Source organism: Flavobacterium sp. (genome assembly GCF_031537875.1).
Lineage (GTDB): Bacteria > Bacteroidota > Bacteroidia > Flavobacteriales > Flavobacteriaceae > Flavobacterium.
In genome coordinates this window covers 1-13,647 of record NZ_JAVKNB010000016.1, presented here as the reverse complement: position 1 = coordinate 13,647, position 13,647 = coordinate 1, and the positions used below count along the sequence as shown (strand labels likewise).

At 38.0% G+C, this 13,647-nt stretch carries 8 protein-coding genes; 3 read left to right on the top strand and 5 right to left on the bottom strand.

Features of this window, described 5'->3' with window-relative positions; genetic code table 11:
- Nucleotide 1: 1 nt before the first annotated feature.
- Both RMR09_RS10220 and RMR09_RS10215 read left to right on the top strand, forming a co-directional pair.
- Nucleotides 2-1,183 carry a THUMP-like domain-containing protein gene (locus tag RMR09_RS10220; RefSeq protein ID WP_310595701.1) on the top strand — a complete coding sequence of 394 codons (1,182 nt, stop codon included), beginning with the start codon at nt 2-4 and terminating at the stop codon, nt 1,181-1,183.
- A 2-nt stretch (nt 1,184-1,185) separates the two neighbouring features.
- Nucleotides 1,186-1,752: a hypothetical protein gene (locus RMR09_RS10215; protein ID WP_310595700.1), complete on the top strand. Its 567-nt coding sequence runs from the start codon at nt 1,186-1,188 to the stop codon at nt 1,750-1,752.
- Between the two features lie 124 nt (nt 1,753-1,876).
- Here RMR09_RS10215 and RMR09_RS10210 read toward each other — a convergent pair whose 3' ends face one another.
- Nucleotides 1,877-2,506: a M15 family metallopeptidase gene (locus RMR09_RS10210; protein ID WP_310595699.1), complete on the bottom strand. Its 630-nt coding sequence runs from the start codon at nt 2,504-2,506 to the stop codon at nt 1,877-1,879.
- A gap of 131 nt (nt 2,507-2,637) precedes the next feature.
- On the opposite strand from RMR09_RS10210, the gene RMR09_RS10205 reads away from it, so the two are divergent.
- On the top strand, nt 2,638-4,089 hold the full coding sequence (locus RMR09_RS10205; RefSeq protein WP_310595698.1) for a redoxin domain-containing protein: 1,452 nt from the start codon (nt 2,638-2,640) through the stop codon (nt 4,087-4,089).
- Here RMR09_RS10205 and RMR09_RS10200 read toward each other — a convergent pair.
- The 4 genes from RMR09_RS10200 to RMR09_RS10185 form a co-directional block, all read right to left on the bottom strand.
- Nucleotides 4,086-5,066: a hypothetical protein gene (locus RMR09_RS10200; protein ID WP_310595697.1), complete on the bottom strand. Its 981-nt coding sequence runs from the start codon at nt 5,064-5,066 to the stop codon at nt 4,086-4,088. The two genes, RMR09_RS10205 and RMR09_RS10200, sit on opposite strands and share 4 nt — an antisense overlap.
- Nucleotides 5,067-5,113: 47 nt before the next feature.
- Nucleotides 5,114-5,956, bottom strand: a complete 843-nt coding sequence (locus RMR09_RS10195) for a glycine-rich protein (RefSeq protein WP_310595696.1) — start codon at nt 5,954-5,956, stop codon at nt 5,114-5,116.
- A 2-nt stretch (nt 5,957-5,958) separates the two neighbouring features.
- The gene (locus tag RMR09_RS10190) at nt 5,959-11,076 is read right to left on the bottom strand and encodes a hypothetical protein (RefSeq protein ID WP_310595695.1); all 5,118 of its coding nucleotides are present in this window, start codon (nt 11,074-11,076) and stop codon (nt 5,959-5,961) included.
- Between the two features lie 35 nt (nt 11,077-11,111).
- Nucleotides 11,112-13,647: hypothetical protein (locus tag RMR09_RS10185; RefSeq protein ID WP_310595694.1), on the bottom strand; the 2,536-nt coding region annotated here is incomplete at its 5' end.

The following is a 13,647-nucleotide window of genomic DNA, read 5'->3' as shown; positions in this document are numbered from 1 at the left end:
CTTGGATTTACCTTTTTTAAATCCTGAAATTCAGCAATTTATCCAAGATCAAATTGGGATCTCTGTTGCCAAATTAGCACTTCAAAAAAATCCGTTTCATGAAGTAGAATGGATTACTATTTTGAACCAAATTGAAGCAAAGACAAAGGCAAAAGATAAATTACCCACTTGGTACAACACCACTAATATCATTTATCCTTCTAAAATATCGGTGGAGCAAACTTCTTCAGAAAGAACAGCCGAATACAAATCGGGGCTTATCGAAGGAAATAGTCTAATTGATTTAACAGGTGGTTTTGGAGTAGATGATTTTTACTTTGCTAAAAATTTTAAAAGCGTTACGCATTGCGAAATCAATACCGATTTATCAAAGATTGTCAAACACAATTATGATCAATTAGGGATTACCAACATCGATTGTCATCCAGGAGATAGTGCAGCCATTTTACAAAAATCACCTCAAAAATGGGATTGGATGTATATTGATCCTTCTCGCCGAAACGACGCCAAAGGCAAAGTCTTTATGCTCAAGGATTGTTTGCCTAATGTTCCTGAAAACTTGGATTTCTATTTTGAAAAATCAAATGCTATTTTAATAAAAACAGCGCCCTTATTAGATATTGCAGCTGGATTATCTGAACTGAAAAATGTAACAACAATTCATATTGTTGCTTTGGATAACGAAGTAAAAGAATTGCTTTGGGAATTACACAAAGACTATCAAGGTGAGATCACTATCAAAACGGCGAATCTTACTAAAGACAAAACAGATACTTTTGAATTTGTACTGAATGTAGATGCTCATGAAGCAAATTATTCGCTCCCGAAACGCTATATCTACGAACCTAATAGTGCTGTTATGAAATCTGGAGGTTTCAATGAAGTGGCTTCCACTTATTCGTTAGAAAAACTACATAAACATTCCCATCTCTATACTTCTAACGATTTGATTGACTTTCCAGGTCGTATTTTTGAAATTCAACAAAGTCTTCCTTACGCTAAAAAAGAACTCAAAACTCATTTAGAAAATTCCAAAGGCAATATTACGACTCGTAACTTTCCAGAAACCGTAGACGCTATTCGAAAAAAATGGAAAATTAAAGAGGGTGGTAATTTGTATTGTTTTTTCACAACCGATATGAATAATGATAAAATAGTTTTAATTTGCACCAAAATAAAATAACCATGAAACACGTACTTGCTATTGCACTATTTATATTCAGTTTACAATCATTTGCACAAAAACCTTGCGAATACACTACCAATGTAACTGATTCAATTGGCACTTATAAGTCCACCAAAGAATATATGATTGCTGAGAAAAACTTTGCTGGAACATCTAGCTATATTTTCTTTTCTTTGGCTGTAGCCGATGGAATGCCTTTATTGAACGTTCAATTGATTCAAAAAAGTAAAGGTTTTATGAAAGCCAATTGTTTCGATAAAAATTCCAAATTATTTTTACAATTGAATAATGGAAAAGTGGTTACGTTGATTCACATGGACCAAGAAAATTGCGGAAGTATGCTTCGTGATGACAAAGGCTTTGATAATCGAATTACTCCAGGAACTTTCATGTTTATGAAAGATAGTTTTGAAGAATTGAAAAAATCTCCTGTATCGATGATGCGTATTAAATACTTGACTGATACTGAAGATTATGTACTGAAAAAACAATTCACATCAGAATTAAATAACGAAGTCTACGAACCTGAAACTTATTTTGTTCAAAACATTGATTGTGCGAAATAAAACCAAAGGGATTCTTTTCAGTTGAATTACTTCAAACTCCCGACGCTTCGGGATGTGGTGGAAAATCGTTTAATTCACAACTAAGTACCTTCTTTGAGCTCCTTTGCTGTTAAATAATTTCCTTTCATTCGCATTTCCATTTAGTATTGGAAACTTTCTCTTTTGACGCATTTTGTAGATTATAATGCCACCATTCCGAATCAAAGGAGACAAAGCCGTTTTCTTGCATGATTTGTTTAAGGAATATTCTATTTTGCTTCACCTCATCAGAAAGAAGTTGGTAATTATGACTGGCTTCAGGACCAAAAAAATCAAACGGAGTTCCCATATCTAATGCCTTACTATTATTGTCTACTAAAGTAATATCCACCGCTCCACCTCTATTATGAATAGAACCTTTGGCGGGATCGGCTACATATTCCGGATTGGAAACAATTTGCCACATTTTTTTTTGGATATCCAAAGGGCGGTAACAATCAAATAGTTGGATTCGGTAGCCTTTTTGAATGAATTTTGTATTGGCTTTTACCAATGCTTTCACCGTTTTCAAACGTAAAAAGCATTCCGCACAATCATATACCTTAGCTTTCAAGAAATTATCCGTTGTGGCGTATTTCATGTCATATACAAAATTGGCGCTATAGTCTTTTAAATTCACAAAAGTAGTGTCCGAAATCGCTGTTGCATTCTGAGCTTGAAGCAAATTAGTCGCTGAAAAGAAAACCAGTAGTAAAAAAGGGAAAACCAATCGCATCGTATTAATTTCTTATAATTATCTGTTAAAAGTATTTCTTTTTTTTGACTCTTTAGTAACACTTCTATTAAATTTGATTTCGTTAAATTGTATACCAATTGAAATTCTTATTTTTGAATAAAATTAATTTCATGAACATTCAATCTATTTTTTATAGCTTCTTAGTATTTATAACAAGTTTTTCTGTATTAGCACAAACCAAAAAAATAGTGCCTCAAAGCCAAATTGAATTTCAATCTCCTGAATACAGCAACAAAATGTATTATTTAGCGAGTCACTATGGTAAATACCAAACCTTATTGGACTCTGTCAAAGGAACTGCTGAAGGAAAATTGGTATTCAAAAAAGACCAGAAATACGTGGAAGGACTTTATATGCTTGTCACTACTGACAAAAAAATAGAGTTGGAATTCATGATGGATACTAACCAAAAATTCAATATCCAAGTTACTAATCCATCTGATAAAACATTGGCTGTAACCAATTCTGTTTTAAATCAAGATTTCAACACGTTCAATTCCTTTTTCAAAACTAAAATGGAAGGAATCAAATCTTTAGAAAAAAATTTAGCCGATAAAAAAACAAAACAAGATAGTGCGGTAGTGATCAAAGATCTGAAGAAAATTCAAAACGAAATTAATGTATATAAAAACGGTTACATCCAAGCTAATCCGTCCAACACGTTGGCTTTGCTATTTAAAATGAGTCAGCCCGTTGATAATTTTTTAAACAAACCTACCGAAGAAAAACTAGCAACCAAAACCGATTCTATTGCGTATTTAAAGAAACATTTCTTTGACGGAATTGACTTTAAAGACAACCGTTTGCTGCGCAATCCCTTTTTAGAAAATCGCATTAGTACCTATTTCAACACATTTGTTCCTGTAACACCCGAGGCGGTTACTTCAGAAATTAGTCAAATCTTAAATCAAACCGACCAACCCAACGGAGACGTTTTTAAATACTTGAGTTTACACTTTGTTGATTTGTATTCAGAACCTAAGATTATGGGTATGGATCGCGTGTTTATCAACATCTACAATACTTATTTTAAAAACAAAGAGTACGCTTGGTTACAACTCAAACAAAAAGAATTTTTTAAATTCAAAGTATCTAGTATCAAAGACAATTTAGTGGGCGACAAAGGGCGTAATCTATTCATGCTGAACCAAGATCAAAAGCGAATTGACTTATATGATGTCAAAGCCAAATATACCGTTATTGCCTTTTGGGATCCTACTTGTGGACATTGTGCTACTGAGATTCCTAAAATGCATCAATTGTATGAAACCGAATGGAAACAAAAAGGAGTTGTCGTTTTTGCAGTGAACAATAATACCAATGAAATGGTAAAATGGAAAGAGTTTATTGAAAAAGAAAAACTATCCGACTGGACGAATGTGTACCCTGCACCTGTAGTGACTGGAAATTATACCAAAGAAGATGTCGATTTCCAAACGCTTTACAACGTGAGACAAACCCCTGTAATCTACCTACTAGACCAAGACAAAAAAATCATTGCTAAAAAAGTAGGACCCGAAAATTACTCTAAAATTATAGAGCAATTAGAGAAGAAAAATTAATTAGCTCCCCAAAAAGAAATTTGATTGTTTTCCAACAATTGAAATTGAGAAGATGAAAGATCAATGTTATATAATATAAACTCAGGAATATTTCCTGTAAACCCATTTTGACCAAACGAGGTATCAAGCGAACCAGTAGTTAATCCTACACCAAAAGTTGAATTTGCCTGCCAAGTTCTTGATGTTAAGCTAAGTGAAGTGTTATTTTTATCAATTCCACTTACCCTAACGATTTTACTGTTTATAAGTCTAACTATAGAATATTGCTTATATTTATTGAGCCCTACTGTTCCATCATTTAAAAAACTTCTTACCCCTTCCATAGATCCTAAATCAGTGTACATTTGATTTGCACCGTCTGGCCAGTTTATGTGCGCTGACCAACGAATATTATTGTCGTTTGCATCTGAATGTCCTAAGGAGTTGTTAGTCGAAGTACCATTTGATACTTTTGCTATAGTTAAAACACTTCCTCTTATTCCACTTGTTAATAATGTATTCATAGACTTATCTACAACAACACTATGTTTAGATGTACCTGTAAACTGTAAAGTTGCATATTGATTAGTCGCACCCGCTGAAGTCAATGCAAACACAGGTTGCCTGGCAGTCGTTGTCTGTATTCCATTATAGCCATTTGCTCCTTGATCATACCAAACAGTAACATATAAAGGATTAGCTCCTTTATAAATAGACAAGGTACTGGTTTGTCCTAATACAGCGCCACTACTACCAACAGCAACTAATGTAACTATACTATTACCACTAACTACTCCATCGCTATCAAAAGCAACATCTACTTCTGAATTGTCAGTTGATCGACGTAAACGAATAGCAGGACCTGTATATGCTGTTCTTAGTTTTCGTGTACTAAATGCAAAGGAGGGATTTATTCCAACTTTATCTAAAAGTAACCCGTTATCAATAGGTACAATATAGGGTGTCCCCACAAATTGAGCATGTATACTCCCTGTCAAAAGAAGTAAAAAGCCGTATTTTATAATATTGACAAAACGCTTCATGGTTAATAGGATATCGTAATTTTTCCATTACCAGTATTAAAACCACTAGTATAAACGATATTAGTACCATAAGTAGCACTCACAAAAGAAGCACCACCGCCTCCGGCTCCCGCAGAACCGCCGCCTCCGGCTCCTCCACCGCCGCCAAAATAACCTGCCCCCCCGCCGCCGCCTGCTTGCCATGTAGCTGTACCAATGGTTGCTCCTCGACCTCCCGAAAGCGCAGTACCGGCAAGAGGAGCAATCACTTGTGGGTCATATCCTTGCCCCGCTGCTCCTCCTGCGCTTTGGGTGGCTCCTCGACCTCCTTCTTGTTTACTACTGTAATTTCCTTGACCTCCATTAGTCCCATTAGGAGCACCCGCATCTCCACCTAGGTGAGTATTTAGTCCTTCATTTCCTCCTCCTCCTCCTGCTATTGCAAGTACATTCGCTTGAGAGACAGAGGTTAAGTAAACACCCGCTAAACCTCCACCAGCATATCCATTCCTTGAAGTAGCTGCTGTATTAACACCTCCAATAGCTCCACCACCATATACAGCAATATCACTTGATGGTTGTCCTCCTACTACTACTTGTAATGTAGCTCCAGGGGTTACCGCTAGCTGCGCCGTTACTTTACCACCTTTACCTGATCCTGTTCCACCACCTTGAGCACCTACTAATTCTATTGCTATTGAAGTTACTCCTGTTGGTACAGTCCACGATTGCTGTACGCCAGTATAGCTAAAAATAATAGTGTTTTGAAAAGAAGGTCCAATAGGAACAATATAGGGTGTGCCCACAAATTGACCCAAAACTGTTGTACTCATAAATAGCACTAAAAAACAAACTATTTTCTTCATTTCTAAAATCCTGTTGCCATATACACATACACGTTAGTACCAATTACTAAAAAGGTGTACAGCGTGTGTTTATTTGCAGTTGTTGGTCCGTTATTTACTAATTTAGGCGTTAATGTAGCTCCTGATGGATTTGTTATAGTGAAACTCGCTGTCCCAGAGGTAGCGCCTTGAACCGCTAGCGTATAGGTTCCTCCATCTTTCATATTAGTTAAGGTAAATGCCCCTGCACTGGCAGTAGTATAAGCTAAATTACTTGATGCAAAATTAATAGTAGTTGTAGCTGCTGCGTTAAATGCTGCAGTATTGGTAGCCGATCCATTGACTTCGAATCTTGAAGTAGGTGTTGTAGTCCCAATACCCACAAGTCCACCAGGAGTAAGAGTTAATGGTTGCGTCCAAGTAGTACCATCCCAATAGGATGCATAAAAAACATTGGTTTGTGGACTAGCCCAAGCATTTCCTCTAGCTCCTAATTGCCAACCTCTATTATTTGCAGTACCCATTCCTCCCGCACGATCATACTTAGTAGCAAAATTGATATTGACTTGTTCTGTACTAACCGTTCCTGCAGTTCCTATTGTCATAGAACTTGCACCAGCACTTGGAGAGATATCTAATACAGTTTGAGGTGTTGGAGTGGCAATTCCAACATTCCCATTACTTAATATTGCTAAACGTTCCACACCATTACCGCTTGGACTGGTTAAAAATCTAAATCCACCTGTGGTTGCTTTGGAATTTTTTAACAAAAAGTCATTCGCATCACTAGAAAATTGACCTATGTAAGCACTATTATAAACCCAATCAATCCTTGGAGAATTTGAACTAGTATTAATCTCTATTCCATAATTTGACCCAGCTACACCAGTTGTATTTCGTAAGCTAATTCCACCTACTACATCTAAATTTGTGGTTGGGCTTTGAGTTCCTATACCTACGTTGCCATTTGCAGCAATTCGCATTCTTTCTACATCATTCGTTGCTAAAGCCAAAGGACCATTATCTATATTATTCAAGGTTACCTTATTAGTCGTTGCATTTTCCCATTGTGATGCAAAACGTGAATTAGCATTTACAGAAAGAGTACGTAACCATGTGTTTGAAGCAATAGTAGATGTTGGTCCTCCTCGAAACCAAAATCCACCATCGTTCAAGGATGTTTGCCCAAAATAATTGGAACCATTCGCAACTTGCGATAAGGTAAACCAAGCTCCACTATTAGGAATCCCGTTACCAATAGCTCCTCCTAAATCTGTCATGTAAAAACCATTCCCTCTATTGGCCCATACATTATAATCTCTGACCTCTGTTGTAGCCGAATTGGTTCCATTTGCAGAAATTAAAGGTAAAGTCAAACCCGTTGTAGCATAAATTACGTTACCAGTGGCATCTACAGATAGAAATTTAGTACTTGCAACGGTAGAAGCAGTATTAGTTAAATTGGTGAATTTTAAACCTGCTGTTCCAGCTGTTCCAGATGTAATTTCTAATTTAGTACTTGGAGCATTGGTACCAATACCTACATTTCCATTACCTAATACATTGAATAAGGGGGTCGAAGTTCCGCTTAAAGTTGCGTTTTGTCCTACTTCTAAGGCAATGGTTTGATTAGATGTATTGGCTACTTTGACTTGAAGTCCATTTGCACCTGCCCCTATATTCGAATTATATAAAGAGGCTGTATAACCTGTGGCACTATTCAGCCAAGAAATACCGTTAGTACTTTGTGTAGAATTATTGGAAGAAACAAAATTAGTAGTACTTGCTGCATTAGAAAAGAGCGAAAGTGGATTCCCCACTCCAATACCAATAAATCCAGTATCATTTTTTAGAAAAAAAGCATTGTTTTTAGCAGTACTCATCAAGTTAAAATCTCTTGTTTTGGTATCTAAATTATTCATCGAATTGTACGCACCCATTTCAAAATAACCATTTGGAGTGGCAATTGGTCCTAATTTTAGCCTAGGGCCTGAAGCTTCTGTTGGATCTAAAACAAAGGTATTCCCATTTGCAATCGCTTTTAAATAGCCGCTTTTCACTTCAATACTTCCAGTTCTATCTATCACACTGGTTTTGTCAGTACCTGCATCGGTTGATGTTCCTTGCAAGGTAAAAGGAGAGCCAGCGGCTGGTGTAGGAATATTTAAAGTTGCTCCTGTTAAGGTAGCAGCACCTGAGCCAGTAGTAGTTAATGTTAGTGTATTTTGTTTGGAAGCTAAACCAGGTACAGTTGGTAAATCTGCTGTACCTCCTAAATCACCCGCCAACTTAATTTTACCTTTAACAGTAGTTGTAGCATCAGGAGTAGCTGTTGCAACTGCTGCAGTTACAAACTCAGTCGTAGCAACTTGGGTAGTATTAGTACCTGAAGCTGCTGTAGGAGCTGTAGGCGTACCTGTTAAGGCAGGTGATGCTAATGGGGCTTTTAAATTTAAAGCTGTTAGTGTAGCTGTAGATATAGGCTTATTGGCATCCGATGTATTATCTATATTACCTAAGCCTACCGCTGATTTATCTAAGGTTTGCCAAGTTTTATCTCCACGCCAATATTGAGCGGCGGTACCTGCTGTGATGGTATTTTCTTTATTAGCTAAACCAGGAACTGTTGGTGCTGCTGCAGTTCCTCCTAAATCGCCTGCCAATTGTATTTTCCCTTTAACGGTACTACTTGCATCTGGTGTAGCAGCGGTAATTTGAGCATCTACATAAGCTTTGTTAGCCGCATCAGTCGCATTTACTGCTTGGTCTGCTATAATTATTTTTTTACCTGTTGGTACTGTAATATTTCCAGTCATAGTCCCACCCGCTAATTTTAAATAACGAGCATCTAATGACGCTTGATTGGCTGTAACTTCTTGCCAGTTAGTTCCATCAAAGATATAGGTGTTCCCATTATTGGCTGTATTCGAATCTCCCGAAACCACATAAATATCTCCGTTATGTGGACTACTAACTACAATAGCTCTATTGGCAAAAGTTCCTGTGAAAACAGTTCCAAAAGCAATGGTTACTTCGCCAAGTGCATTTGGTGTACTGCCATTTACTTTAGCAACTGCACCGCTGACTTCTGCAACAGGAATTAAAGTTACTGATGTAAAAGCAGAAGTACCATTACCTTTAACATATCCTGTCAAAGAAGTCGTTCCTGTTCCTCCTTTGGCTACTGATACAGTTTCTCCTAATTTTGCATTAGTAATACTGGCATCCGCCAAATCTATAGTAGCCACAGTTCCATTTACAATTTTGGCACTGGTTACTGCATCATCGGCTAACTTGTTTGTACTAATAACTGCATCTTTAATAATTGGTGCAGCAGCAGTAGTTCCTGTACCTCCTAAATCGCCTCCTAACTGTATTTTTCCTTTTACTAAAGTAGTGGCATCCCCCACTGCAGCTGTAGAAATTGCTGATGTTACAAATGCCGTAGTTGCAATTTGAGTAGTATTAGTTCCGGCAGCAGCTGTAGGTGCCGCTGGTGTTCCTGTTAATATTGGGGAAGCCAAAGATGCTTTCAAATCCAATGCAGCTTGTGTAGCCGAAGATATTGGTTTATTCAAATCCGAAGTATTATCGACGTTTCCTAAACCTACAGCAGTCTTATCTAACGTTTGCCAAGTTTTGTCACCTCTCCAATATTGAGCTGTTGTCCCTGTTGTAATCGTATTTTCTTTATTGGCTAGCCCTGGCACTGTTGGTGTATCAGCCGTTCCTGCTAAATCACCTGCTAATCTTACTTTTCCCTTGCTCGATGTAGTAGCATCTAGGGTTGAAGCGGCAGTAACAGCCGTAGTTACAAATGCCGTAGTTGCAATTTGAGTGGTATTAGTTCCTGCAGTAGCTGTAGGTGCAGCAGGTGTTCCTGTTAATATTGGAGAAGCCAAAGGCGCTTTCAAATCTAATGCCGTTTGTGTAAGAGAAGATATGGGTTTGTTAGCATCTGACGTATTATCAACATTACCTAACCCTACTGCTGATTTATCTAAGGTTTGCCAAGTTTTGTCTCCTCTCCAATATTGAGCAGTGGTTCCTGCTGTAATTGTATTTTCTTTATTGGCTAATCCTGGAACAGTTGGTAAATCAGCTGTACCTGCTAAATCTCCAGCCAATTTTATTTTCCCTTTAACAGTCGATGTGGCATCAGGTGTTGCAGAAGTAACTTGTGCATCAACATACGCCTTGTTAGCCGCATCAGTAGCATTTACTGCTTGGTCTGCTATACTTATCTTTTTACCTGTTGGAACATCAATATTCCCTGCCATTGTACCCCCAGCCAATTTTAAATAACGAGCATCTAAAGAGGATTGGTTTACTGTAACCTCTTGCCATGTTGTACCATCGTAAATATAGGTATTCCCATTATTGGCAGTAGTGGCGTCTCCAGAAACTACATAAATATCTCCATTATCAGGGGTTGCAACCACTGTACTTCTATTTGCTAAAGTACCCGTATAAACTGTCCCAAAAGCAACTGTAACATTCCCGTATGTATCAGGAGTGCTTCCATTTACTTTTTGTACAGCTCCTGAAACTTCTGTAACAGGAATTAAAGCTACTGTTGTAAAATTAGCTCCAGAAGACGCTTGTTTCACATATCCTATTGAACTACTCATATTGGCTCCTGTACCTCCTTTGGTTACTGATATCGTTTCGCCAAGTTTAGCATTGGTAATACTTCCATCTGCTAAATCTGCTGTCACAATAGTTCCATCCTCAATCTTAGGGCTTGTAACTGAATTGTTGGCTAATTTGGCCGTAATAATGCTAAGATCTTTTACCTTAAAAGGACTTGAAGCTGTACCGTCTCCTTCTATTGTAATCATATCAGCCACTGCACCAAAAGCAGTTTTACTTATCCAAACTACTGTTCCGGTATTATCCGTAACAAAAACGGTATTATTAGCACCTGGCGCCACTTTGGAAGGGGTAATTGCTCCTGCTGAAATTACCGGAATATCAGCGGTTCCGCCAAGGTCACCAGCCAATTTGATTCTTCCTTTTTCTGTACTTGATGCGTCTTTGTTAACGGTAGTCTCTTTACCCGATCTAGTGACAACGGTTTCTTGAGCTTGAGCTGCTAAACCTACTAAAAACAATCCCGTAGTGTATATAATTTTTTTCATATTAAAATGAGTTTTGCTATCTATAAAAAAGAGTTTTAATATATGTAATCGAAAGCTATTCTATCCGTACTTAAAATGGTATACCCCCCATTATTAGATGGAGTATAAGTAATTGTAGTCCCAGAAACTGCAATCGCCGCTTTAGGAACACGTACCCCATTTATAAAAAAGGCTACTTTACCTATAGGGGTATTTGACATACTGAAAGTTGTTTGTCCTGCTGTTGGGGTTATTTCCTCTGTTTCCATTCGAACAACTGAACCTATTGTTATTGGTGTCCATGCGGTTCCGTCAAATTGTAATAATTGCCCTGTTGTTGGCACTGTTGGGCTCACAGGAACCGTTCTTAATTTCAACACTAATGGTAAACCTGCAACTCCACCCAAATCACCTGCCAACTGAATTTTTCCAAATGAGGTGGTGGTTGCATCAGGGGTAGTTTTGTTTGCCACATAAGACTCTACAGCAGCTACACTAGGATACTTAGTACTAGAACCAGTATCTGTGGTAATACTAGACGATACATTTGCAACCGTCTGAGCGCCTGTTACATCTGCTACTGGTATAGTCGTTGCAGCAGTCATAGCACTTGTTCCATTTCCTTTTACATATCCTGATAAGGTTGTTGTTCCTGTTCCTCCATTAGCAACAGTAATCGTTTCTGCAAGTTTGGCATTGGTAATTACCCCATCTGCTAAATCTGCAGTAACAATAGTAGCATCAGTAATTTTTGCACTCGTAACTGCATTATTAGCTAATTTACTGGTATTAATTGCTGCATCAGTAATAATTGGAGCATTAGCAGTTGAACCTGTTCCGGCTAAATCGCCATTTAATCGAATTTTACCAAGTACTGATGTAGTGGCATCTACTGTTGCATTATTAGCTACAAATGTTTCGACCGCAGCTACACTTGGATACATTGTGGTTGAACCAGTATTAGTAACCATATTAGAAGATAAATTAGTTGTAGTTTGTGCGTCAACCACATCTCCAACTGGTATTGTAGCAGAAGCTGTCATAGCACTCGTACCATTACCTTTAACATACCCTGTTAAAGTAGTCGCTCCTGTTCCTCCTTTGGGTACCAAAATCGTTTCGGCTAATTTAGTATTAGTCACTGAATTATCAGCTAAGTCCGCATTTACAATGGTTCCGTTAGCAATTTTAGCCGAAGTAATTGCGGCATCTGCTACATCTATAGTAGCAATAGTTCCGTCTAATATTTTAGCAGTGGTAATAGCTCCCACAGCAACCACTGGCGCAGCAGCAGTTCCAGTTATATCTCCTGCTAATTGAATTTTTCCTTTCGTACTGGCTGTAGCATCAGCAATTGTAGCAGCCGCCACAGCGGTAGTTACAAATTCTGTAGTGGCTATTTGAGAAGTATTATCCCCAGCTGTTGCAGTAGGTGCCGTAGGTGTTCCTGTCAATGCCGGAGACGCTTTAGGTGCTTTATCATCTAACGCTGCTTGAGTAGCGGTTGAGATGGGTTTATTGACATCAGAGGTATTATCTACATCGCTTAAACCTACTTTTGCTTTATCTAACGTTTGCCAAGTTTTGTCTCCTCTCCAATATTGAGCAGTGGTTCCTGCTGTAATTGTATTTTCTTTATTGGCCAATCCTGGAACAGTTGGTAAATCAGCTGTACCTGCTAAATCTCCAGCCAATTTTATTTTCCCTTTAACTGATGTAGTAGCATCTACAGTAGCATTGGTAGCAACATAGGATTCTACTGCCGCCACACTTGGATACATTGCAGTTGAACCAGTATTCGTAACCATATTTGAAGATAGATTGGCTGTAGTTTGTGCTCCCGTTACATCTGCCACGGGAATCGTAGTCACTGCAGTCATTGCATTCGTTCCATTTCCTTTAACATATCCTGTTAAAGTAGTTGCACCTGTTCCTCCTTTTGCTACCAATATAGTTTCTCCAATTTTGGCATTGGTCACAGCACCATCTGCTAACTTAGCTGTGATAATACCTAAATCTTTTACTTTGAATTTATTTGTATCTGTTCCTAAACCTTCAATGGAGTTTTGATCTGCTACGGCCCCAAAAGCAGTAGTGTCTATCCAAGCTACAACTCCTGAATTATCAGTTACTAATACTTTACCATTTCCTCCTGATGCAATCTTTGTAGTGGTTACAGCGGCATCGGCTAGTTTAGTTGTAGTGACGTTCAAATCTTTGATTTTGGCCGTCTCAACAGCGTTGTTCGCTAAATCATCTACGATAATCGTTCCGTCTAATATCTTAGCTGTAGTAACTGCATCAGCTGCTAGTTTAGCATTGGTAACATTCAAATCAGCTATTTTAGATGTAGTAACATTCGAATCGGCAATCTTAGCTGTCGTTACATTCGCATCCGCTATTTTAATAGTGGTTACAGCATTATCAGCTAACTTAGCTGTGATGATACCCAAATCTTTTACTTTGAATTTATTTGTATCTGTTCCTAAACCTTCAATGGAGTTTTGATCTGCTACGGCCCCAAAAGCAGTAGTGTCTATCCAAGTTACAACTCCTGAATTATCAGTTACTAATACTTTACCATTTCCTCCT

Excerpts from the sequence above, each read along its gene's own strand:
- RMR09_RS10210 (WP_310595699.1), bottom strand. The coding sequence starts at position 2,506 with ATGCGATTGGTTTTCCCTTTTTTACTACTGGTTTTCTTTTCAGCGACT.
- RMR09_RS10195 (WP_310595696.1), bottom strand. The coding sequence starts at position 5,956 with ATGAAGAAAATAGTTTGTTTTTTAGTGCTATTTATGAGTACAACAGTT.
- RMR09_RS10205 (WP_310595698.1), top strand. The coding sequence starts at position 2,638 with ATGAACATTCAATCTATTTTTTATAGCTTCTTAGTATTTATAACAAGT.
- RMR09_RS10215 (WP_310595700.1), top strand. The coding sequence starts at position 1,186 with ATGAAACACGTACTTGCTATTGCACTATTTATATTCAGTTTACAATCA.
- RMR09_RS10190 (WP_310595695.1), bottom strand. The coding sequence starts at position 11,076 with ATGAAAAAAATTATATACACTACGGGATTGTTTTTAGTAGGTTTAGCA.